This is a genomic window from Leucobacter sp. GX0328 (genome assembly GCF_053567315.1).
Genome location: NZ_JBSGPC010000001.1, coordinates 1,489,333 through 1,512,618 on the forward strand (window position 1 = coordinate 1,489,333; position 23,286 = coordinate 1,512,618).

Genomic DNA, 23,286 nt, shown 5'->3' on the forward strand with positions numbered 1-23,286 from the left:
GGCAGTGCCGTGCCGTTCGCCCCATGCGCGCCTGGTAAATTCGTGTGGTTCCCGCTTTTCCGTTTCCGAGCCGATTCCGTCCCTTCCCGGGCACCGCTGAACTCGAACCGGCGAGGCCCCGCACGACCCCAGGCACGAAGTGGCGATGAATCAGAACCGCAGTCTCGAATGGATCCCGCCGTGGACCCAGGCGGTCGCCGCCATGCTGCTCGTGCAGCTCGCGGCAGCGCTCTCGGTGCCGCTCATCGATGTGATCGGTCCGGCGGCGACGGCCTGGCTGCGTCTCGCCTTCGGTGCGCTCATCGTGCTGTGCATCGCGCGCCCGAAGCTGCGCAGCATCAGGCGCCGCGACATTCCGGCGCTGCTCGGGCTCGGCATCGTCACGGGCGGCAACAACATGTTCTTCCTGTTCGCGATCGAGCGTCTGCCGCTCGGCACCGCCGTCGCGGTCGAGTTTCTCGGCCCGCTCGTCGTCGCTGGCATCGCCAGCAAGAGCCTGCGCGCTTTCGTGTGGCCCGTCATGGCGCTCGGCGGGGTCGTGCTGCTCACCGAGCCGTGGCACGGGCAGGCCGACGTCATCGGCATCGCGTTCGCGCTCGCGTCGGGTGCGTGCTGGGGGCTGTACATCGTGTTCACCCAGTTCGTGGGCGACCGTTACTCGGGCATCAGCGGTCTCGCGGTCACCTTCCCGATCGCGGTCGTGTGCACGGCCCCGGTCGGGGTGCCGCCGCTCTTCGCGCATCAGGTGCCGCTGTGGGTGGTCGCCGCGGCCGCCGGCATCGCGCTGCTCTCGCCCGTGATGGCGTTCGGTCTCGAAATGCTCGCGCTGCGCCGCATGACGCAGAACGCGTTCGGCACGCTGCTCTCGATCGAGCCGGCGTTCGCGATGCTCATCGGCATGGTGGCGCTGCAGCAGTGGCCGACGGCGATGAAGCTGGCAGGGATCGCCCTCGTCGTGCTCGCGGGCGCCGCGGCGCAGCGCAGCGGAAAGCGGGTCGGCGCCGCCGAAACCGAGGTACGGTAGCGGCATGAGCCTGCTTCGCGCCGCACGTATCGCACTCGGGTACGGGGCCTGACGGTGTGCGCGAGCTACGGCCTCGGCGGTGGCCGCCGCGACGACGGGCCCGGCACCGGAGTGAAGTTCGCACAGGTCGCGCCGCTCGACGAGCCGGTGCCCGCCGGGGTGGTCGCCGCGTGGATGCGCGAGTGGGGCGGCAAAGCCTCCACGAGCCGCGTGCGCAAGGACGGTCGCACGAATCTCAACCCCGTCATCTGGCAGGATGCCGGCGGAGCGCGCCGGGTCGATCTCGGCTGGTGGTGGCTGCATGTCGGGGGAGCGCCCGCGAGGTTCACGGCCTTCAACAGCCGCGATGACGCGCTCCTCGTGAAGTGGCGGGAGCCGTTCCAGCATCGCGCGATCCTGCCCGCCGACTGGTATTCCGAGGGCGGAAAGGTCTGGCGTCTGCCGGGCGGCGAGTCCTTCGGCATGGCCGCGATCCTGTCTCCGCGCATCGTGGGCGGTGCGACCACGATCTCTTACTCGCTCGTCACCCGCGCGGGCATCGGCGAGGCTGCCTCGGTCGTCACTTCGCGGGGCGATTCGCGCATGCCGCTCGTGCTGCCTGCGGGCTTGCACGACGAGTGGCTCGACCCGGCGCGGCCCGGTGATGCCGCACTGGTCGCGAAGGTGCAGGCCGGGAGCGAGGAGATCTCGCGCGCGCTCACCGCGAGGTGAGTGCGCGCATCTGCGAGGTCGGAGGCGCCTGGCGCCCCTGAGCGGGCTGCGCCGCCTGCGCCGCCTTGCGTGCCGCGCGCCAGGCGTGCCACCGCTCCCAGAACCGGGCGAGGATGCGGCGCAGCGCGCCGAGCAGACGCCTCGCCCAGTGGTATTCCGAGCCGAGCACGGTGAGGCCGAGGAAGACGATGAGCCAGCCCGGTCCGGGCAGCGGCACGAGAATGAGCCCGATCGCGACGATGGCGAGCCCGAGCGCGGTGACGATGATCTTGTACAGCGTGTTCAGCCAGGGCCGCCGTTGCAGCCAGCGCCGCCACCGTGCCATGAAGGCGCCGACGCGCCGGCTCATGCGGTGCGCGCGGGCGGCGTCTTTCGCGTACGGGTCGGTCATGCGGCGAGCGTACGCCCGGCGACTGAAAGCCGACTTCGAGCATGCGCCTCTCGTGCGAACTCGAAGCGAATACATAGGTGAATGCCCGAACGGCCAGGTTCGCGTCAGGCTCTCCCGCGTATGGTGGTGACTGTCGGCGGTCGTCGGCATTCCCGACGAAGGGCTCGATAGTGCAGATCATCAGCTACAACCTGCGCAAGAACCGTGCGGTGTGCGAGCTCGGCGAGCTGGCCGAGCGTCATGAGGCCGATGTGCTGTGCCTGCAGGAGGCGGAATCGGTCGCCCTGCCCGAGCACCTCGGGCACATGCAGCTCGCGCATACGACGTCGCGCAACCGGTTGGGGCTCGCGATGTATGTGCGCTCCGATCGCTTCGAGGCCCGCGCGGCGAAGACGTTCCAACTGAAGAAGTCGATGCACGACCGGCTGCTGGCGCCGGCGCACGAGCGTCTGCTCGGCGTCTCGCTGCACGACCATCGGACGGGCCGCGATGTCGTGATGGCGTCGTTCCACGCCGCGCCCCTGACGGCGCTGAATTCATTGCGCCGGCACCAGATCCATGCGGCGCTCGCCGAGCTGCGCGAACTCGGCCCGGGCCTGCCCGCGCTCATGGTGGGCGACTACAACTACCCGGTGTTCAAGGGGCGCCTCGATACCGAGATGCGTTCGCGCGGGTACGAGCTCAGCCTGAGCGACAAGCGCACCTACACGCGGTACAAGATGTTCCGCGGCCACTTCGACTTCGCGACGTCGGCGGGGCTCGACATCTCGAGCGTGCGCACGCTCGACCGCGGCCTTTCGGACCACCTGCCGATCATGGTGTCGGCGACGATGCGCGAGGAGCGCGTGCGCGAGATGGCCGCGGCGTAGACGGGTGAGGCGATCCCTGGAGCCGCTCTCGAACAGCGGGCGGCCCAGGGATCACCGGGCGTCATGCCTCCGGTTCGTGCCGGTGGCCTTCGGCGCAGCGGCGCGCGGGCCCGTCGGGGCGCTGCGCATCCGATGACGCGTTGAAGCGGTGCAGTCCGTTGCGCAGTTGTTCGAGGTCTGCCGAGCTCCAGTCGGCGAAACGCTCGTGATAGGTGTGCGCCCACTGCTGGTGCAGCCCCTCGAGCAGCTCCTTCGCGCGGGCGCTCGCGGTGAGCAGCACGACCCGGCGGTCTTCGGCCGCGGGCTCGGCCTCGACCAGTCCGAGCTCGCGCAGCTTCGTGATCTGGCGGCTCACGACGGCCTTGTCCATGACGAGCAGTTGGCCGATGCCCGTCGCGGTGATGGGGCCCTTGCGGGTGACGAGCTGCAGCACCATCATGCCCGCGCCGCGCAGGTCTTCATGGGTCTCTTCGGCGTACTTCGCCCAACGGGTGCGGGCGAACGCGAAGATCTCCGAGAACTCGACGATGATCTCGGAGATCACATCGGCGTCGTGACTCATGATCGCGAGCCTAGCGCTTCGACCCGGCCGCGTTCGACGGCCGGTGCGTCGGCAGCGTGATCGACCCCGTCGACGCGTCGAGCAGCACCGGGTCCGAGGCGCGCTCGGCGTCGGTCTCGGTATCGCCCGCGACATCGCCCGCGGCGTCGCCCGACCCGGCGTTCTTCGCCCGCTTCGCCTGCATCTCGGCGATGAGTTCGGAGTTGCTCTTCGTGCTCAGCGGGATGTTCGGGATGAGCGCGATGGCGATGAGCGCGATGACCGCGATCGGGGCGGCGGCGAGGAAGATGTGGCCGATGCCCATGCCGTACGACGCTTCGACGACCTCGCGGATGGGGGCGGGCAGCTCGGAGACCTTCGGCAGTACGCCGCCCGAGAGCACCTCGGCGCCCTTGAGGTCGGTCGGGGCGAGCTGCGCCAGCCCGTCCTTGATGTACTGCGCGACCTGGCCCGCGAGCATCGCGCCCATGGCCGACATGCCGGCGGTGCCGCCGATGGTGCGGAAGAACGTGACCGCCGAGCTCGCGGCGCCCATCTGGGTCGGCGCGACCGTGTTCTGCACGACGAGCACGAGGTTCTGCATCGTCATGCCGACGCCGGCGCCCAGCACGAACATTGAGATGCCGACGTACCAGTACGAGGTGTCGTAGCGCAGTTGGCCCATCATGAGGAGGCCGGCGAGTAGACCGAAGCCGCCGATGATCATGTAGCGCTTCCACTTGCCGGTGCGCGTGATGATCTGGCCGACGACGGTCGACGAGATGAGCACGCCGCCCATCATCGGCATGGTGAGCAGGCTCGATTCGATGACCGAGCGGCCGCGGGCGAGCTGCATGTACTGGCCGAGGAAGACGGCGGTGCCGAACATGGCGAGGCCGACCGCGAGGCTCGCGATGACCGACATGGTGAAGGTGCGGTTCTTGAAGAGCGTGAGCGGGATCAGCGGTTCTTCCGCCTTGAACTCGGCGACCACGGCGAGCGCGAGCAGCACGATGCCGCCGCCGACCATGGCCAGCGTCTGCCACGACCACCATTCGAACTGCTGGCCGCCGAGGGTGACCCAGATGAGCAGGCTCGAGAAGCCGGTCGAGATGAGCACCGCGCCGAGATAGTCGATGCTGATCTTGCGCTTGAGCGTCGGCAGGTGCAGCGTGCGCTGCAGCATGATGATCGCGACGACGGCGATGGGGGCGGCGACGTAGAAGTTCCAGCGCCAGCCGATGGTGTCGGTGAAGAACCCGCCGATGAGGGGGCCGCCGACGGTGGCGACGGCCATGACGGCACCCATGATGCCCATGTACTTGCCGCGTTCGAGGGGGCTGATGATCTCGGCGAGCACGATCTGGCCGAGGGCGCCGAGGCCGCCCGCGCCGAGGCCCTGGAACACGCGGAACACGATGAGCCAGGTGGGGTCTTGCGCCATGCCCGCGAGGGCGGAGCCGAGGGTGAAGACGATCAGGGCGAGCTGCAGCAGCACCTTCTTGCTCGTGAGATCGGCGAGCTTGCCCCAGATCGGGGTCGAGATGGCGCTCGCGAGCATCGTCGCGGTGATGACCCAGGTGTAGGCGGCCTGGGTGCCGCCGATGTCCGAGATGATGACGGGCATCGACGTGCCCACGACGTTCATCGCGAGCATCGAGACGAACATGCTGAGGAAGAGGCCGGTGAGCGCCAGATTCTTGGCGCGGCCGGTGAGCACGCCCGCGGGCGGCATCTGCTGGGTCTGGGTCATCGAGGTGACGGGATCCTTCCGGAACGGACGAATTGGTTGATGAGCGTCAACTATACGTGAATGGTTGATGCACGTCAACCATCGGGGTCGAGCGGGTTGCGGCGCGGCGGGCTGCCGCATTCCGGCATCGAAGAATGGAACCAGGTCGGTAGGGCAGAATAGGGGGCATGGCTTTGGGCGAGAGCGGCAGCATCAACATCGGCGTCATCGGGGGCGGGCAGCTCGCCCGCATGATGGTGCCTCCGGCGATCCATCTCGGGCTGCGCATCAGCGTGCTCGCAGAGGCAGAGGGATCGAGCGCCGCACGCGCGGCCGACATGGTCGGCGACTACCGCGACCCCGAGACGGTGTACGCCTTCGCCGACACCGTCGACGTCGTCACCTTCGACCACGAGCACGTGCCCGGCGAGATTCTGCGCGAGCTCGAGCGCCGCGGCAAGGCCGTGCACCCGCGCCCCGACGCGCTGCAGTACGCGCAGGACAAGATCCTCATGCGCGAGAAGCTCGGCGAGCTCAGCGTCCCCGTGCCCGACTGGGCCGCGGTCTCGGACGAGACGGAGCTGCAGGCCTTCATCGATGCGCACGGCGGCCGCGGTGTCGTGAAGACGGCGCGCGGCGGCTACGACGGCAAGGGCGTGCGCGTCGTCTCGAGCGCGGCCGAGGTGCGCGACTGGTTCGCGACTCTCGCCGAAGACGGCCGAGGCGGTCGCCTGCTCGTCGAAGAGCTCGTCGATTTCGTGCGCGAGCTCTCGCAGCTGGTCGCGCGGCGCCCGAGCGGCGAGATTCGCACCTGGCCCGTCGTCGAGACGATCCAGGCCGACGGCGTGTGCGCCGAGGTGCTCGCTCCGGCACCCGTGCAGAACCCCGAGAACCTCGACGTCGCCGCCGGCATCGGCGTGACCGTCGCCGAGGGCGTGCAGGTCACGGGCGTGCTCGCGGTGGAGATGTTCGAGACCCGCGACGGCCGTGTGCTCGTGAACGAGCTCGCGATGCGCCCGCACAACTCGGGCCACTTCTCGATCGAGGGGTCGGTGACGAGCCAGTTCGAGCAGCACCTGCGCGCCGTCGCAGATCTGCCGCTCGGCGACACCGCCATGACCGCCCCGGCGGCCGTCATGGTGAACGTGCTCGGCGGCCCCGCAGAAGGTCCGATGCCGATGCGCTACGCGCAGGTGCTCGCCGCCCACCCGGGCGCGAAGGTGCACAGCTACGACAAGCAGCCCCGACCGGGCCGCAAGGTCGGGCACGTGACGGTGACGGGCGACGAGCTTGAATCCGTGCTCGCGGAGGCGCGCGCCGCCGCCGCCATGTTCGACTGATAGGCCGGTCCATACGTGACGCCGGCGGTGTGAACCGAGCCGATCGAATACCGCATCACTACGTGCATCGAGGGCGGGTGCCCAGGTCCTCGATACTCGGCGTACTCATGCGGATCTCGGTCGGCCGTGCGTGAGTTTGGTCGCTGGCCCGATGTGAGTTTGGTCGCTAGTGGCGTGTCAGTTTCGTCGCAGGTGGTAGGCAAGTCCGACCGCTCGGTCTGAGCGTGAGCGGCGGGGCTGCACACTGCTATTCGGACGCGGTCAAGCGCCGGGATCTTCGAAGGTGACGTCGCGGCCGCCGAGGCTGAGGCTGCCCCCTGCCGGCACTGCGACCCGTACACGGGGTTCGCATTCGAGCAGCAGGTCGCCGTCGGCGTCGATCACGTCGGTGCCGTTCGTCGAATCGAGGTCGGTGACGTAGAGGGTGTCGCCGTCGACCTCGAGCAGGGCGTGCGTGCGCGAGAGCACGCGTTCCGCATCGGAGAGCGACACCAGCTGCGCCTTCTCGGGGGCATCCTGCGGCGACGGGTTGCGGCCGAACACGTTCGAGACGTGCAGCGCGTACGCGGTGCCGTCGAGGTCGATGAGCTTCCATCGCGTCGCGGTGTTGCTGCGCGGGATGACGATGGTCGCCTCGAACTCTTCGTCGTCGAAATCGACTGCCGGGGGAGCGGCTGCCGGCTCGGGCCGGGGCTCCGGCTGCACGTTCGGCTGAGCGGGCTGCTGCGCGACCGGGGCGGCGAACATCGAGCGCTGCGGCTCTGATTGCTGCGGCTCCGACTGCTTCGGCTCCGACTGCTGCGATTGAGGTTGGGGCGGTTGCACCTGCTCGACCGGTGCTGGTGCCGATGCTGGTGCTGGTGACTGAGCCGGAGCCGGAGCCGGGGCCGTAGGCGCCGCTGCCGCAGGTGCAGGTGCAGGTGTGGGCGAGGCCACCGGAGACGCTGACATCGGTTGCTGAGGCCGTGCCGGTGCTGGAAACGCCGGTGGCTGAGGCGTTTGCGGTTGAGGCTCCTGCGGTCGAGGCGCCGGTGGCTGCGATGCCGGTGCGGCGGGTTCTGCGAGGCCAGGCTGAGCGGGTTCCGGCGGGGTCGGCCCGGAAGCCGCTGGCTCGGCCTCGATGGGATCGGACGGGACCGGCATCGAGGGGTCGAGTTCGGAGACGGCGGGCTCAGGAGTGCGGGTCGTCAGTAATGGAGGCCCTGGGAGCACCAGGGGAACATCGCTCACCTCGCGCTGGGATCGCGGCGCGGGCCTCGGCGCGGGCGGGGGCGCCGGTCGGGCCTTGCGCTGCTTGCGCTCCTGGGGCTTGCCAGGGGCAGGCGCGGCTGCGGCGGGGTCTCCCTGGAGTTCCGAAGTGGGCATCGGCGCCTGAGGCGGCTGCCCGAACTGCGGAGGGGAGTGCGTCGGGGGCGCGAACTGTTGAGGCGCTGAGTGCGGAGGTGCGAATTGCTGCGTGTGTGGATGAGCCTGGCCCGGAGCCTGAGGCACTGGCTGCTGAAGCGCAGGCTGCTGAGGCGCGAATCCCTGAGGTGCGAATCCTTGAGGCGCGGGGGCCTGGGGCGCTGGGGGTGCAGGTGAGGGTTGCTGTATCGGTGACTGCGGGGGCAGCTGTTCGGCCGGGCGCGCGAACTGCTGCCGGTCGTGCGGGGGCTGCGGGGCCGGCGGGAGGTACTGCTGCGGTTGGGTCTGTGCTTGCTGGAATGACGGTGCCTGCTGGGGCCACTGTGCTTGCTGAGGCTGCGGTGCTTGCTGAGGCTGCGGCGCCTGCTGAAGCTGCGGTGCCTGCTGGGGTCGAGCCTGCTGGGACCACTGCGCCAGCTGCGGAGCCTGCGGTGCCGGTTGCTGCGGTGCCGGTTGTTGGGATGCCGGTTGCAGGGGTGCAGACTGCTGCGGCTGCCATTGCTGCTGGCCCTGCCATTGCGATCGCGGCGATTGCGGTTCTTGGGGCTGCGGTTGTTGAGGCTGAACCTGCGGCGGCCCGGGCGGCGCTGCTGCAGGAGGTACCGCTGCATGCGGTGCATGCGGTGGGCCGGACTGAGGAGGGCGGGCCTGAGGTGGCATGGATTGGGGCGGCATTGCCTGCGGCGGCAGGGCCTGTGGATGCGGATGCTGTGGCGGCGGAGGTGTTGCGGGCTCAGGTTGCTCCTGCGCGTCTTGAGAAGACCGGGCATTCGCAGCAGCGTTCTCCGGGTGCTCCCACGCCTGGGGGTGCGGCGGGTTCGGCTGTGACATCGGAGAATCTCCCGGCGCTCACGGGCGAACCGTGCGCGCGATCTGCTGTGATCTGACTTCGCTTCAGGGGTTGCACGTCGATCTCTGTGCGCGCCCTATGGCGAAAGTCTACGGGGGAGAAGCGCAGCCCGCACATCATGCGGCCAGAGGAAAGGCAACTGTGACATGAGAACTGAGACATGAAAACGGAGGCATGAGAGCACGAGACATGCACTGTCGTCGATGTGCTGAGACAGCGCCTCGCGCACCCGAGAGTTTCGCCCCGCAGCTTCGTGGGCGTCCTCAGAAAGACAGCCCCGATTCCTCACGCAGCCCTTCGGTTGCCGATGCTCGTGCTGAGACCGATGCCGATGCCGATGCCGGTTCCGTGCCCCGTGCCGGGCGGTGACAGTGCGTTGGCGAACGCATCTGCGAAGGCATCGGCGAGGGCGTAGTCGAGCGTCGCACGTCGTTCGAGCGGAATCGGGTCGCCGCCATCGGGCGGATGCAGCATGAACGGGCCGAGCCCGTGCCGCGTCACCTTCCACCCGCGGTTGTGCAGTTGGAGGTGATGGAATCTGCAGAACAGCAGCCCGCGGTCGATATCGGTGCGACCCCCGTCGGCGACCCAGTGGTCGATGTGGTGCGATTCGCAGTACGAGGCGGGGCGGTCGCAGCCGTTCCAGCGGCACCCGCCGTCGCGCACGGAAAGGGCGATGCGCTGCCGCGACGAGTAGAGGCGCTGTTCGCGGCCGAGGTTGAGCGGGTCGCCGTTCGGGGCGACGTCGACGGTGACGGTGCCCGAGTCGCAGATGCGCTGGTCGGCGACGGCGGTCGGGATCGTCGCGAGCCCGTCTTCGCAGTGCGCGCTGCCCCGCGAAGCTCCGCCGGTTGCATTGCCGGCAGCTGCGCCGAAATCAGTACCGGCACCGAAGGCCGCGCCGGTCGCGTCATCGACGGCGGGCGGGACGACGCGCACGATGCGCACACCGGCCTGCTTCGCGCCGAGCACGGTCTTCGCATCGGCGAGGGCGCCGGCCTTGAACAGATCGATCATGAGGTCGAAGCTCAGCTGATCGTTGGTGCGCGGGTCGGCGATGAGCGCGTCGGCGCGCGCCCGTTCATTCGGGTCGACGAAGCGGGGCCCGCCGCGGCGCGGGCGCAGCGCGGCATCGATGACCGACCGCAGCATCGCCGCCGACTCGTCATCGAAGACGAAGCTGCCGCGGTGCTGCCCCTCCGCATCGATCCACATGCGGAACGAGCGGGCCTCGTAGCGCTGCATGAAGCGCGCGTTCGCCCCATCGGGGTCGAGCAGATCGCGCAGGCTGCGCGCGGACTTGGCGAGCTCTTCGGCGGTGCTGTGCTCGGCCTCTTCGAGCAGCGCCGTTGCCGCCTGCGACCAGGCCTCGCGCACGGCGGCCGTGTGCGCGGCAGACGCCTCCGATGCATCGCCAGACTGCGCATCGCCAGATTGTGCATCGCCTGATTGCGCAGCAGTCAGCGCAGCAGGGAGCGCATCCGGCAGAGCGTCGGCGGGCAGCGGCGGCTCGCCGAGCCCCTTCTTGATCGCATCGAACTGGGCGGAAGAGATCTCGCCGGCCGTGAGTGCGCGGCGCAGCGGGGCGTGCCAGAGCTCGGGGCGCGGGCCGGCGGTTTCGCCCGGCAGTACCGACCGGTCAACTTCACCGGAAGCCCCGGCCCCGGCAGCCGAAACGGGCCCGGCGCCGGGGCCGAACGCCTCGAGCAACGACTCGCCGACGCGCACCTGGCGCAGGGCTTCGCCGCGGGTCGCCCCGGTCGCGTGCTGAATCAGCGCGACCGGCGACCGGTGCCCGAGCGATTGCGCGAGCCCTGAGTGCCCGGCCGCGCGCGTCGACCGTGCGCTCGCGACGCCGGTGGCTGCGAGCCCGATCTGCTCGATGGTGCGGGTGAGGCCCGACACGGCGGTGATGATTTCGACGATCGCCGCGTCGTCGAGCGCGGCGACGGCGGCCGGGAGATCTTCGGTGCGCGCGACCTCGCCGAGCCGGTCGCGCAGGGCGACGACCCGGGTCGTGAGGTCGGTGAAGATGTCCATGCTTCGATGATGAACCATGCCACCGACATTCGGTTTCGGCAGCGGACGGCTACGATATTCCCATGACTGAACCCGCATCGACCACCGCCGGCACGACTCCGCTCGTCGGGGTGATCATGGGCTCCGACAGCGACTTCAACGTGATGAGCGACGCCGTGCAGGTGCTGCGCGATTTCGGCATCGCGCATGAGGTCGAGGTCGTCAGCGCGCACCGCACCCCCGAGAAGATGGTGTCGTACGCGCACGACGCAGCGGGCCGCGGGCTCAAGGTGATCATCGCCGGCGCGGGCGGCGCGGCGCACCTGCCCGGCATGGTCGCGTCGATGACGACGCTGCCGGTCATCGGCGTGCCGGTGCCGCTCGCGAAGCTCGACGGCCTCGACTCGCTGCTGTCGATCGTGCAGATGCCCGGCGGCATCCCCGTCGCGACCGTGAGCATCGGCGGCGCGAAGAATGCGGGTCTGCTCGCCGCCCGTATTCTGGGCGCGACCGACACGCAGCTCGCGACGCAGCTCGACGACTACGCGCGCGGTCTCAGCGACATGGTCGCGGAGAAGAACGCTGCGCTGCAGGCGCGCATCGCAGCCGAATAGCTTCCGGGGGAAAGGCTTACGGGAGAACTCGTAGCTCGGGCCGGGCCCGGCGCGAGCTACAGGTTCGCGTGGGTCTCCCAGAGCTGCCAGGCGGTGTTGTGCCAGCTGAAGGCGCGGCTGCGGTCGAGCGCGAGCACCGTGTAACGGGCGTGCTCTTCGGCATCGCCCATGAGGCGGGTGAACTCGGCGCCGAAGTCGCCGGAGGTCTCCGCGATGATGCCGGCGTCGATCACGAGCTCGGTCGTGGCGGGGTGGCCTGCGTGCAGCACGGGCACGCTCGCGGTGAGCGCGCCGAGCACGGTGTATCCGGTCGTGGCGTAGCTCTGCGGCTGCAGCAGCAGCGAGGCGCCCGCGAGGGCGGCGCCGACGTCGCTGAGGTCGCGTGGGGTGACCATGAGCACGCGGCCGGCGAGGTCGACAGGGATCGCCGGTTCTTCGACCTGCTCGCCGGGGGCGGCATTCGCGGCGGGCTTCGGCCCGGGCTTCACCGGCGCCGTCGGGTCGAGCCCTTCGAGCACGACGACGGGCGGCAGCGATCCGTTGGCGCGCAGCGCGTCGAAGATCCATTCGAGGCGGCCGTGGTCGCCGCGAGTCGCGGTGGTGACGGCGTACTGCTCGGGCAGGCCGAGGGCCGCCGCACGCTCGGCGCGGTCGACCGGCTCGAGAAACTCTTGCGGGGTCGCGAGCTGCAGCACCTGCACGGGCAGGTCCTCGCCGTAGTGCTGCTGCAGCAGGTTGGCGACGGAGTGCGAGGTCGCGAGGATCGCATCGGCGTACTTCGCGGCACGGCGCACGAAACTGCGGTAGAGGCGGGCCTGCGAGGCGCCGAGCAGCTCGGGCGCCTCCCATGCGAGACCATGGGTGATGGTGACGGTGTTCTGGGAGCCGTCGTCGTCATCGCGCTGGCGCAGCGGCACGAACGGCGTCACGGCGTGCACGAACTCGCCATCGAGCGGGCGCGCGGCCGACCCCGACCGCCAGATCAGCGGCAGCGACTTCGCGGGCACAGGCAGGTGCTCGGCGCGGATGCGCGGAGAGGAGAACTCGGGGATGTGCGCTCCACGTGACGCGAGGTAGCGGGCGCTGCAGGCGCGCGGCGCGGTGGCGGCGACCCCGATGGTGAGGTCGCGGGCCGCTGCGAGATGCTGCGGCGCCTCCCAGTCGGGGAAGGGCTCGGCGATGAGCGTGAGTGCTGTCACTGGTCTCCCGCCTCTAACTGCGCCTGTACATGTGAATCGAAGTGCATCGATTGTGACACCTGATCCATGATTCATTCTATGGAGTGCGCGGCTGGGAATATCGCGTGCTTCGCCGAGAACGTCGAATTGTGACCTCCCCGTGCTCTTCTCGGTATTCCCCAAAGAAGGTCGGGTAGATTCTTCACGTACTTTCGCGCCGGGAGCGGCGCAGGCCGGCACCCCGGTCGCCAGCAGCAGAATCGAACGGGCCCGCGCCCGTGCCACGATGGGACCATATAGACAGATGAGCAGAAGCCGCGAAGGTGAGCAGTTCGGCCGCGTCAGGCACGGACAGCTGCGCCGGTCGAACGCCTGGACGAACGGCCTCAAGCTGCTGCTCACCGGCGTGATCGCGTTCGGGCTCAGCGGGGTCGCGACCGTCGCCTACGCCGTGTGGGGGCTGACGCAAGACCTGAACACCGTCACGCTGGCGAAGGAGCCGGGCGTCGACACGGTCGACCTGAACGGCAAGGCGCTCGAGGGCGAGTTCACGGTGCTGCTCGTCGGCTCCGACAGCCGTGCCGGCTCGGTGCTCGACGACGGCGAGGAGGGCGAGCTCAACGACGTCAACCTGCTGCTGCACGTCTCGGCCGACCACCAGAACGCGACCGTCATCAGCTTCCCCCGCGACCTGATGGTGCCCATTCCGAGCTGCCCGGGGCCGAACGGCGAGCCCGAATACACGCCCGCGATGAGCGAGCAGCAGATCAACAGCGCTCTCAGCGTCGGCGGCCTGCCCTGCGTCGCCGAGACGATCTCGTCGCTCACCGGAATGGACGTGCCCTATGCCGGCCTCATTACTTTCGACGGCGTCATCGATATGACGAGCGCGATCGGCGGCGTCGGCGTGTGCCTGGCCGAACCGATCAGCGATCCCTATACCGGCCTCGACCTGCCGGCCGGTGAGAACTGGCTGCAGGGCCTCGATGCGCTGCAGTTCTTGCGCACCCGTCATGGCGTCGGCGACGGCGGCGACACGAGCCGCATCAGCAACCAGCAAGTCTTCATGTCGGCGATGGTGCGCCAGCTCAAGAGCGCCGACACGCTCGGCGACCCGCTGAAGGTGTTCGGCCTCGCGAAGGCTGCGGTCGAGAACATGACGCTCTCGGACAACATGGCGAGCGTGCCCTTCATGCAGTCGGCCGCGAGCACGGTGAAGGACATCGACCTGAACCGCATCAACTTCGTGCAGTACCCGACCTTCACCCACCCGTACGAGGAGGGGCGCCTCACCCCCGACTCTGCGTCGGCCGCGATCCTCATGGATGCCGTGAAGGCGGGCCAGGCGATCCAGGTGACCGCCGTCGGCGAGGGCGTCACCGACGCGGGCGCAGAGGGCACCGCTCCCGCGATCGACCCGGCGACGGGCTACCCCATCGACCCGGTGACCGGATGGCCGGTCGACCCGGCTACGGGCTGGCCGATCGACCCCGCTACGGGCGTGCCGACCGACCCCGCGACGATCGCCCCGCCGGCGACCGACACGCCGAGCGCCGACCCGAATGCGCCGGTGCAGCTGCCGTCGACGATCACGGGCCAGCCCGCGGCAGAAGAAACGTGCACCTCGGGGCGTACCGTCTTCTAAGGCGGCGAGCTGAGATAAAGTAACGCGCGTGAGCCAGGACCTCGAGCGGCCGATCCGCTATCCCGACGCCGAATCCGCCCCGCTCATGAACAAGCGGGCGCGGTGGCTGGTGCTTCTCGGGTTCGTGCTGCCCGGCAGCGCGCAGGTGCTCGCCGGCAACCGGCGGCTCGGGCGCTTCGGCCTCGCGGCGACCGGGTTCGCGCTGCTGCTGCTCGTTCTCGCCGGCGTCGGCATGCTCGTCGCGCCGACCGCGACGCTGACGGTCGTCACCAACGCCTGGGTGCTGCTCGTCGTGCAGTGGCTGCTCGTCGCCTACGCGGTGCTCTGGCTCGTGCTCGGCTTCGATACGCTGCGCCTCACCCGTATCGTGAAGGTGTCGCCGGGCTGGCGCGCCCCGGTCGCCGCCGTGGCGGTCGTGCTGACGCTCTTCGCGAGCAGCGGGGCCGTGTGGGCGTCTTCGGTGGTGTCGGCGAGCCGCGGCGTGCTCGACATCTTCGCGGGTGCCCCGTCGGTCGAGCCGGTCGACGGCCGCTACAACATCCTGCTGCTCGGCGTCGACCCGGGCGCCGACCGCGAGGGCACCCGCCCCGACAGCATCTCGCTCGTGAGCGTCGACGCGAAGACCGGGCAGTCGGTGATCGTCGGCCTGCCGCGCGAGCTCACCGACATGCCCTTCCCCGAGACGTCGCCGATGGCGCCGGTCTACCCCGAGGGGTTCTGCGACGAGGTCAACAACTACGAGATCGTCGAGGGCGGCGGCTACTACTGCTACGGCACCGGCTACCTCAATTCGATGCTGACCGAGCTCGACCAGTCGGGCTCGCCGTCGTACGAGGGCATGTACGCCGACGCCGTGTCGAAGGGGTCGAGCCCCGGCCTCGAGGCGATGAAGGATGCGGTCTCGGGCGCGACCGGTCTGACCGTGCAGTTCTACGTCATGATCGAGATGGACGGCTTCTCGTCGCTCATCGACGCGCTCGGCGGCGTCACCGTGAACGTGGAGCAGCCGATTCCGCTCGGCGGCTACGAAGACGAGTACACGGGCGAGTGGGTCGATGGTGACTCGTACATCGAGCCCGGCGTGCAGCACATGAACGGCGAGTTGGCGCTGACCTTCGCTCGTGTGCGCCACGGGCTGCAGAACGGCGACTACGACCGCATGCTGCATCAGCGCGAGCTGCAGCGCGCCATTCTCGCGCAGATGAAGCCGGCAAACGTGCTGCTGCGGTTCCAGGAGATCGCGAAGAGCGGCACGGAGGTCGTGAGCACCGACATTCCCGAATCGATGCTCGGCCGCTTCGCGACGCTCGCGACGAAGGCGAAGGAGTACGACCCGGTCGCCGTCGAGCTCGCACCGCCCGCGGTCGACCCCGAGTTGCCCGACTACGCCGTGATTCAGCAGCTCGTCGCCGACGGCGTCGCGGCAGCCTCGCCCGCTCCCGAGGAGTAGGGGAGACGCACCCGCCGCCGCGGCGATTTCCGCGCCGGGGCCGACTGAGTTTATCCTCAGTTCACGCACCTACAATCGACTGTTTGGCGTATGTGCGCCGGTGGTTCGTGTTCGCTTGATCGACGGCAGGGATGGGTGCGCTGATGTTGCTGCGAAAGCTGCGCCCGCAGAAGGGCGGGAGCGACACGGCGTCGCCCGCACCCCGGCGCGCCGCGCACCGCTCTTGGCGCACTATCCGCCGCATTCTCGGCTGGGTCGGGGCGCTGCTCGGCGGTGCCCTCATCGGGGCCGCCATCTGGATTCGCACGACCTTCGGGCTCATCACCGTCGACCAGATGCTCACAAACCTCTCGGGCGGCGGCGAGGGCGTGCCCGACGGGTACCTGTCGAGCTTCGCGTGGCAGGTGCTCGTGATGCCGGCCGCGGTGATTCTGGCGGCGTACGCGGCCGTGAAGGCGATGCTCTGGCGTGTGCAGCGCAACGCGCGCAGCAGGGATCTGCGCCCTGGCCGCCTGCGCCGCGGCGCTGATGCGACGCCGAAGTGGCTGCCCGGTCTCGCTGCCGTGAGCGTGCTGTGCGCAGGTGCGGGCCTCTTCGCGCAGACCGTCGACCTCGCCGGGTACGTGCGGTCGCTCACGACCGACTTCTCGCTCGCCGACTACTACGTCGCGCCGACCGTCGCCGAGAACCCCGACCCGAAGAACCTCGTCGTCATCTATCTCGAATCGGCCGAGAACGCGTTCGGCGACGAGCGGTACGTCGAGGAGAACGCGTTCGCACCGCTCGAGGGCGTCACGCAGGGCTGGCAGCGCATCGAGAACCTCAAGCAGTTCGACGGCGGCGGGTGGACGATGGCCGGCATCGTCGGCACGCAGTGCGGGGTGCCCCTGCGCGGCACGCAGACGGCCCAGGCGGGCCGCCTTGACGAGATCGGCGCGCACTCGAGCGAGTTCATGGCCGGCGCGACGTGCCTCGGCGATGTGCTGCAGCAGGCGGGGTACGAGAACGTCTTCCTCGGCGGCGCCGATGCGTCGTTCGCGTCGAAGGGCAACTTTCTGCGCACGCACGGCTTCGACGAGGTGCACGACCTCGAGTACTGGCGCGAAGAGGGTGTCACCGAGGAGTCGGAGTGGGGCGCATCGGACCGCTCGCTTATGGAGCGGGCGAAGGACGAGGTCGACCGCCTGCACGAGGCCGGCCGGCCCTTCAACCTCACGATGCTGACGCTCGACTCGCATGAGCCGGTGTACCTCTTCGACTACTGCGATGCCGACACCGAGGTCGCGCTGACGTCGGCGCTGCGCTGCTCGATGGAGCAGGTCGCCGGGTTCGTCGAGCACATCGAGGAGCAGGGCTACCTCGACGACACGGTGGTCGTGCTGCTGGGCGACCACGAGAAGTTCGTCGTCGCGCAGTCGGAGTACCGCGACTTCGCGAAGATCGAGAACCGTACGATCTACAACCGCATCTGGGCGCCCGATGGCGCGGAGATCGCGCGCGACGACGTCGACCAGCTGAGCATGTACGCGACGATGCTCGACCTGCTCGGCTTCGACGTCGCAGACCACCGCGCCGGCGTCGGTGTTTCGGCGACGGTGCCGGCGAGCGCGAAGACGGGCATGCTCGCGCTACGGCCCGCCTACTACCGCGAAGCGGTGGAGTCGCGTTCGGGCGACCTGTACGCGAAGCTGTGGGGCCTTCCCCATGGGCAGACCGTCGATGCCGATTTCTTCGACCCCAACGATCCGAACCCGGACAGGGCCTCTGCAGAATAGATCGCATGCGTGCGGGTAGAACTGCACGCATTGTTTACCTAGACTCGATCCTGGTCTTCAGCAGTTGGAACAACTGCTCGTCTGGGTAAGGGGCTATTCGGACTCGTTTCTGACGCGCAATGAAATGCGCAGTGCTGTGCACAGGAGAGGTGTTGAGGTGCCGACAGAACGGCGGATTCGCAAGAGGGCTTTGGCAGCATTCGGTATCGGTGCTTGCTGGCTGCTCGCAGTGCTGGGCGCAGTGCTTCTCGGTGCGACATGGTGGATCAGGCACACCTTCGGTCCGATCTCCGTGGATCAGATGCTCATGAACCTCACCGCCGGCGGTGAGGCTGCACCGGGGCTGTATGCGCGGAGCTTCTTCTGGCAGGCGGTAGTGGTTCCGTTCGCATTGCTCGGCGCAGTCGTTCTCGCGCTCGTGCTGGCGCGGAGGTTCCGGCTCCGGTGGCAATCGCGCTCTGCTCGGCATGCTCAGCAGGAGACGGAAGCACTCTCCCGACCACGTTCGACGGCCTTGCGCACAATGGCGGCCTTCGCGGTCTTCGCTATCGGCATGGCGGGATTCGCGCAGACAGTCAGCCTGGTCGCGTTCGTGAAGTCCTACAGCGGGAGCGTTTCGATGTCCGACTACTACGTTGCGCCGAGCCCGGATGCGGCCGCCGGGACAGTCGGAGTAGTGGAGGAGAAACCGAAGAATCTTGTGCTGATCTTTCTCGAATCCGGCGAGGAATCGTTCAGCGACGAGGCGTTGTTCGGGCGTAACTTGAATGAACCGCTTGAGACTGCGACCGATGGCTGGGATAGCTTTGATCGCCTCGAGGCGTACCCCGGAAACGGCTGGACTATGGCAGGGATCGTGGGCACTGAGTGCGGCGTGCCGCTGAGGGCGCCTGGCATGGTTCTTGCTGGTGAGGACGCGAACGAGATCGGTGAGGCCGAGGACGCGTATATGTCCGGCGCGGTGTGTCTCGGCGATGTGCTGAGCGGCGCCGGGTACCGCAACGTGTTCCTCGGGGGAGCAGATGCGACGTTCGCATCTAAACGAGACTTCCTGGTCGCGCACGGGTATGACACCGTGAAGGACCGAAGCTACTGGGCCGATGAGCTCGGAGAGACCGAACTTGCAGAATGGGGGCTCTCGGACAGGAGGCTCATGGAGCGGGCTAAGGAGGAGATCACTGCACTCCACGATTCGGGTCAACCCTTCAACCTCACGTTGCTGACGCTTGATGTGCATATGCCCGTGTACGCGCATGAGTACTGCCCGACAGATTCGGACGATCCGGATGATGTCATGGCGGAAGTCACCCTCTGCTCGATGGAACAGGTCGCCGGTTTCGTTCAGTACATGGAAGAGATGGGTTATCTCGAGGACACCGTCGTAATGATCACCGGCGACCACAAGAGGATGATCGGTGAAGGTCGGCCATTCCTCGCCGAACTGGGCGACCTCGAAGACAGGCCTCTGTTCAACCGGTTCTGGGACCCAGACGGGGCGAAGATCAAGCGCTCTGAGACCGATCAGCTGAGTTTGTTTCCTACTCTGCTGGAATCCCTGGGGTTCGGCCGCTCCGATGGTCGGGCCGGTGTCGGTGTGTCTGCTCTGATGGATGGTAGTTCCGAGGTGGGCGCGGTCGCACTCGGGCCGGAGGACTATGAAGATCTCCTCCTCTCGCGCTCCAAGGATCTTTACGAGCAGCTCTGGGGGCGCTCAGCGGAAACTGACGCCATCGCCCTCGGGGGATAGGGGAGCGCCGACGAAGAGTGAACGGTATCCGTCGTTCAAGGAAACGTTCAGTGCCACCCCGTAAGGTGAAACACTTATGCGGCCGCATCGGCTGCCTGGGATGCGAGGAGTTGCGGTTGTCGGAAGTGTCGGGGAGCGAAGCGGTAGATGCTGAGTCGGTTAGCTCTGAACGACGGTTCTGGCGGGGCTTTTTTCGAGTAGGCGGCAGAGTGGTCTTTTGGCTGCTTCTCGTGCTCGGCGCCATCTTTGTCGGCGCAGCGATTTGGATCCGGCGTACTTTCGGACCGATCACGGTCGACCAGATGATCATGAACTTGGTCGGCGGCGGCGAAGGCGTCCCGTCCGGTTACATCGAAACGTTCATCTGGCAGGCAATCGTCATCCCGATCGCACTTCTGGTCGTTGCAGCACTGCTCGTACGGTTCGTGACGCGGAGGATTACCGGGCCTCGTGCTGCGCACACTCATCCCGAGCTGCCGAGTGCTCGAGGGGTTTCTCGATGGAGGGGAGCGGTCAAGCCGCTCGTTGCGATCGTGGCATTCTCGACTGGTTTGGCGGTGTTCGTGCAAGTGGTCGGTCTGGACACGTTCATCCGATCGATCGTCACCTCCGTCACCATGGAGAAGTACTACATGGTGCCCGACGCCGAACAGACCTATCGGAACGCTGTTCAACGGGAGGACAAACCGAAGAACTTGGTGATGATCTTCCTCGAGTCAGGAGAAGAAAGTTTCAGCGACCCGTCGCTGTTCGGTCGGAACTTGAACGAGTCACTCGAGGAAGCCACTGCAGACTGGCAGAAGTTCGACCGCTTGGAGACCTACGAAGGCGGCGGATGGACGATGGCTGGCGTCGTCGGCACCGAATGCGGTGTTCCCCTCCGCGGTGCGGGGATCTTTGCGACGGCGGGCAGCCCGAACGATATCGGCACGGACAGCGATGGATATATGCCCGGCGCCGTCTGCATCGGTGACGTTCTGGACGATGCCGGCTACCGAAGTGTGTTTCTCGGTGGCGCGGATGCCAGCTTCGCCTCGAAGAAGGATTTCCTCAAGACGCACGGCTATGACGAAGTTCTCGACTACAACGACTGGCATGAAATGGGCGAGACCCAGATGTCGCCTTGGGGCTTGTCGGATGGGCGCTTGATGGAGCAGGCGAAAGCCGAGGTTACCCGCCTGCATGACAGCGGTGAACCGTTCAACCTGACAGCGCTTACCGTGGATCCGCATGCTCCGGCGTTCATCCATGAGTACTGCCCGACCGATTCAGACGATGAGACGGAGAAGATGGCAGCTGCCACGGAGTGCTCGCTGCAGCAGGTGGCAGGCTTTGTCGACTACATGCGGGAGATGGGCTATCTCGAAGACACCGTCGTATTCATCACCGGTGATCATCCGAAGATGACGGGCGAGGGCGAACCGTTCTACGAGGAGATGCGAGGCCTGACAGACCGGCCGCTCTTCAACAGGCTGTGGAATCCGGACGCAACCGAGATCGAGCGGACCTCGATCGACCAGTTGTCCGTCTACGCCACGTTGCTCGATGTGCTGGGCCTCGGCCGCAGTGATCACCGTGCCGGCGTAGGCGTATCGGCGCTCGTCAGCCCGGATGGCTTCGACGACGATAAGTCGGCGATCACGAGTCTCACTCGTGATGAGTACAGCGAGGTGATCACCTCCCGATCTCCGGGGCTGTATGAGAAGCTCTGGGACGAATCAGGTGCGAACACGTCGGAGGCGGCGGACCGCTGAAGCAGTGGACGCTCTCTGCCTCAGAGCCTGTTCACGCAGTCGTCACCTCGAGTGGATGGTTCATGCAGTGTTGGTTCCCTAAGCTGAAGGTTTGGCTCAAGTCTTGATATCCGGGAACGGTGGATGCGGCGCGAAGTGAAGTTAGAGTTCATCCCTGAGATTCAGGGCCTGCGTACCGTCGCGTTGCTGATGGTTGCTACCTTCCACGTCTGGTTCGACAAGGTTTCCGGCGGCGTGGATGTATTCCTGCTGGTGTCCGCATATCTCATGACGCGGTCGCTGGTCGCACGGAGTGAACGCGGTTCGATCACGCGACCGTTCTCGTTCCTCGTGCACAAGTTCTCGCGACTGCTTCCGGCTGCGGTATCGGCGCTACTGCTCATCTTGGCGGGTGTGTTCTTGGTCCTGCCGCCGAGCAGGTGGAACGAATCGGTCGGGGAGTCGGTCGCTTCGCTCTTCTACGTTGAGAACATTCGTCTCCAGAATGCACTGGTCGACTATTTCAATACCAATCAGATCGACGCCAGCCCGTTCCAGCACTTCTGGTCGTTGTCCGTGCAAGGGCAGATCTTCATCGCATTCGTTCTCATCCACCTTTTCGGGGATCTCGTCGCCCGAGCGTTGAAGCTGTCTCCGCGGAAGGTGCTCCTGGTGCTTTTCATCGTGGCCGCTTCGTCTTCGTTCGCCTACTCGGTCTGGTTGACGAGCCAAGACCAGGCGTTCGCATACTTCGATACCGGAGCACGCGCTTGGGAGTTCGCAGTCGGTTCTATACTCGCGCTCGTTCATCCCTGGATTCGCGCGGCGACTTGGTTCCGTGTCGTCGCCTCGTGGGCGGGTATCTGCGCAATGCTCGCCTGCGGTTTCGTGCTCCCCGTCGAGTCGAGCTTCCCCGGTTGGGCGGCGCTCTGGCCCGTGGGCGCTGCAGCGCTCGTCATCATCTCGACCGGGCCGCCCACCAAGTACGGTGCCGATCGAATCCTTGCGACCGGCGTGCTGAACTCGCTCGGTTCGTACACCTATGCGCTGTATCTCACCCACTGGCCTGTGCTCATCCTCTTCCTCTTCGCCATGGATCTCGAGCGATTGAACTGGTGGCAGGGGGCTGTCGTGCTGGGCATATCGTTTGTGCTCAGCTTCGTGATCGCGCGTCTCGTCGAACAACCGATCGCGCGGTGGACCAAGGCCGAATTGCCTCCGAAGAAGCTCTGGATGCCGCGGTTCGGGTGGAGGAGCCCGATCACTATCGCGCTCAGTGCGGCGCTGGTACTCGTCGGAGCCGGAGCCGGTGCGCACGCAGTCGAGCAGCAGCGCTCGGCCGACCTCGACTTCGTCGAAGGCACGGTTATCGCCGACGTGGGAGCCAACGCCATCGGGAATCCCGATGCGACACCCGCACCGGTGCCGGCCGAGACAGTGGCATCGAACGACTGGGTGTTCGCCGGCGCCGAATGCGCGCAGGACGACCCGTACATCAGCGCTCGATGCTATGAGATTCCCGCTGAGACGAAGCAACCCGAGAAGACCGTTCTCACCGTCGGCAGCTCCCACACGGCGCAGCTGAACGGTGCGCTTCTGGAGGCGGTGAACCGAAATCCTGGTTGGGAATTTCGAACGCAGTTCACGCCCTTCTGCTACTTTTCAAACCGGGTCGACATCGGTGAGGAATGCGTTGTGATGTGGGACCAGGTGGCCGCATACATCGTTGACGAGCAGCCGGACCTCGTCGTGCTGCCGGCGACGCGGACCGATTTCGATTCCGAGCCTGCTGAGCCCGAACTCGTGGAATGGATGAAGGCCCTCTCCGCGGCCTCACCCAGCACGCAGTTCGTCGCAATGCGGGATACTCCGCGTAACCCGAGCTCGCTGTTCGAATGCGCGGTGCAGAACGGGTTCGAGAGCGACGAATGCGTCTACTGGTACAGCACGAGTCCGGACCCCGACTACATCGGAGAGATCGAATCAATAGGGGCGATTTGGGTGGACATCAACGACTACATCTGCCCGGACAACATCTGCAGGCCAGTTGAAGGGGGCGTGGTGACCTACTTCGACGAAAGCCACCTGACAGGAACGTACATGCGAACGCTCGCGCAGAAATTTACTGACGCGATCACCGATCAGGTCGAATGGTGGCCGCAGAACGTGTACGCCGAAGGTACGCCAGTGGACCGTGCACAACGTGCAGTCAATACGAAGCCGTTCTGGTGGCCGCTTTAGGCCCGGCCCGGATACGAGTCGG

Annotated in this window: 17 protein-coding genes; 11 read left to right on the top strand and 6 right to left on the bottom strand. The window is 67.2% G+C overall.

The features are described from left to right. Positions 1-145: 145 nt before the first annotated feature. Together ACUYTF_RS06810 and ACUYTF_RS06815 are read left to right on the top strand one after the other, a co-directional pair. The gene (locus ACUYTF_RS06810) at positions 146-1,024 is read left to right on the top strand and encodes an EamA family transporter (protein ID WP_449279506.1); all 879 of its coding nucleotides are present in this window, start codon (positions 146-148) and stop codon (positions 1,022-1,024) included. Between the two features lie 54 nt (positions 1,025-1,078). Then, positions 1,079-1,735 carry an SOS response-associated peptidase family protein gene (locus ACUYTF_RS06815; protein WP_449279507.1) on the top strand — a complete coding sequence of 219 codons (657 nt, stop codon included), beginning with the start codon at positions 1,079-1,081 and terminating at the stop codon, positions 1,733-1,735. Here ACUYTF_RS06815 and ACUYTF_RS06820 read toward each other — a convergent pair. Continuing rightward, positions 1,722-2,126 carry a TIGR02611 family protein gene (locus tag ACUYTF_RS06820; RefSeq protein WP_434141810.1) on the bottom strand — a complete coding sequence of 135 codons (405 nt, stop codon included), beginning with the start codon at positions 2,124-2,126 and terminating at the stop codon, positions 1,722-1,724. The two genes, ACUYTF_RS06815 and ACUYTF_RS06820, sit on opposite strands and share 14 nt — an antisense overlap. Before the next feature lie 170 nt (positions 2,127-2,296). Between ACUYTF_RS06820 and ACUYTF_RS06825 the strand changes: the two genes are divergently transcribed. Beyond that, positions 2,297-2,995 carry an endonuclease/exonuclease/phosphatase family protein gene (locus ACUYTF_RS06825; RefSeq protein ID WP_434141809.1) on the top strand — a complete coding sequence of 233 codons (699 nt, stop codon included), beginning with the start codon at positions 2,297-2,299 and terminating at the stop codon, positions 2,993-2,995. A 61-nt stretch (positions 2,996-3,056) separates the two neighbouring features. On the opposite strand, the gene ACUYTF_RS06830 is transcribed toward ACUYTF_RS06825, so the two are convergent. Next, positions 3,057-3,557 carry a MarR family transcriptional regulator gene (locus ACUYTF_RS06830; RefSeq protein WP_434141808.1) on the bottom strand — a complete coding sequence of 167 codons (501 nt, stop codon included), beginning with the start codon at positions 3,555-3,557 and terminating at the stop codon, positions 3,057-3,059. A 10-nt stretch (positions 3,558-3,567) separates the two neighbouring features. Beyond that, positions 3,568-5,289, bottom strand: a complete 1,722-nt coding sequence (locus ACUYTF_RS06835) for a DHA2 family efflux MFS transporter permease subunit (RefSeq protein WP_449279508.1) — start codon at positions 5,287-5,289, stop codon at positions 3,568-3,570. A gap of 167 nt (positions 5,290-5,456) precedes the next feature. On the opposite strand from ACUYTF_RS06835, the gene ACUYTF_RS06840 reads away from it, so the two are divergent. Next, on the top strand, positions 5,457-6,608 hold the full coding sequence (locus ACUYTF_RS06840) for a 5-(carboxyamino)imidazole ribonucleotide synthase (protein ID WP_449279509.1): 1,152 nt from the start codon (positions 5,457-5,459) through the stop codon (positions 6,606-6,608). 261 nt (positions 6,609-6,869) lie between these two features. On the opposite strand, the gene ACUYTF_RS06845 is transcribed toward ACUYTF_RS06840, so the two are convergent. After that, entirely contained in the window at positions 6,870-7,355 is a 486-nt protein-coding gene (locus tag ACUYTF_RS06845; RefSeq protein ID WP_449279510.1) for an FHA domain-containing protein, read from the bottom strand. Positions 7,356-9,147: 1,792 nt separating this feature from the next. Further along, positions 9,148-10,902 carry a DUF222 domain-containing protein gene (locus ACUYTF_RS06850; protein WP_449279511.1) on the bottom strand — a complete coding sequence of 585 codons (1,755 nt, stop codon included), beginning with the start codon at positions 10,900-10,902 and terminating at the stop codon, positions 9,148-9,150. A 62-nt stretch (positions 10,903-10,964) separates the two neighbouring features. Here ACUYTF_RS06850 and purE point away from each other — a divergent pair, with 62 nt between their 5' ends. Further along, entirely contained in the window at positions 10,965-11,495 is a 531-nt protein-coding gene (purE, locus tag ACUYTF_RS06855) for a 5-(carboxyamino)imidazole ribonucleotide mutase (protein ID WP_449279512.1), read from the top strand. Positions 11,496-11,551: 56 nt separating this feature from the next. On the opposite strand, the gene ACUYTF_RS06860 is transcribed toward purE, so the two are convergent. Next, complete coding sequence (locus ACUYTF_RS06860) at positions 11,552-12,694, bottom strand: glycosyltransferase (RefSeq protein ID WP_434141801.1); 1,143 nt, start codon at positions 12,692-12,694, stop codon at positions 11,552-11,554. A 283-nt stretch (positions 12,695-12,977) separates the two neighbouring features. On the opposite strand from ACUYTF_RS06860, the gene ACUYTF_RS06865 reads away from it, so the two are divergent. The 6 genes from ACUYTF_RS06865 (at position 12,978) to ACUYTF_RS06890 (ending at position 23,264) form a co-directional block, all read left to right on the top strand. Beyond that, positions 12,978-14,318, top strand: a complete 1,341-nt coding sequence (locus tag ACUYTF_RS06865) for an LCP family protein (RefSeq protein ID WP_434141800.1) — start codon at positions 12,978-12,980, stop codon at positions 14,316-14,318. 28 nt (positions 14,319-14,346) lie between these two features. Then, positions 14,347-15,768 (top strand): LCP family protein, encoded by a 1,422-nt coding sequence (locus ACUYTF_RS06870; RefSeq protein ID WP_449279513.1) that lies wholly within the window; start codon positions 14,347-14,349, stop codon positions 15,766-15,768. 143 nt (positions 15,769-15,911) lie between these two features. Continuing rightward, positions 15,912-17,543, top strand: coding sequence for an LTA synthase family protein (locus tag ACUYTF_RS06875; protein WP_449279514.1), 1,632 nt, complete (start codon positions 15,912-15,914; stop codon positions 17,541-17,543). Positions 17,544-17,607: 64 nt separating this feature from the next. Further along, on the top strand, positions 17,608-19,290 hold the full coding sequence (locus tag ACUYTF_RS06880; RefSeq protein ID WP_449279515.1) for an LTA synthase family protein: 1,683 nt from the start codon (positions 17,608-17,610) through the stop codon (positions 19,288-19,290). A 230-nt stretch (positions 19,291-19,520) separates the two neighbouring features. Next, a complete protein-coding gene (locus tag ACUYTF_RS06885; RefSeq protein ID WP_449279516.1) occupies positions 19,521-21,044 on the top strand; it encodes a sulfatase-like hydrolase/transferase in 1,524 nt (507 codons plus the stop codon). Positions 21,045-21,167: 123 nt separating this feature from the next. Then, complete coding sequence (locus tag ACUYTF_RS06890; RefSeq protein ID WP_434141796.1) at positions 21,168-23,264, top strand: acyltransferase family protein; 2,097 nt, start codon at positions 21,168-21,170, stop codon at positions 23,262-23,264. Positions 23,265-23,286 lie beyond the last annotated feature (22 nt).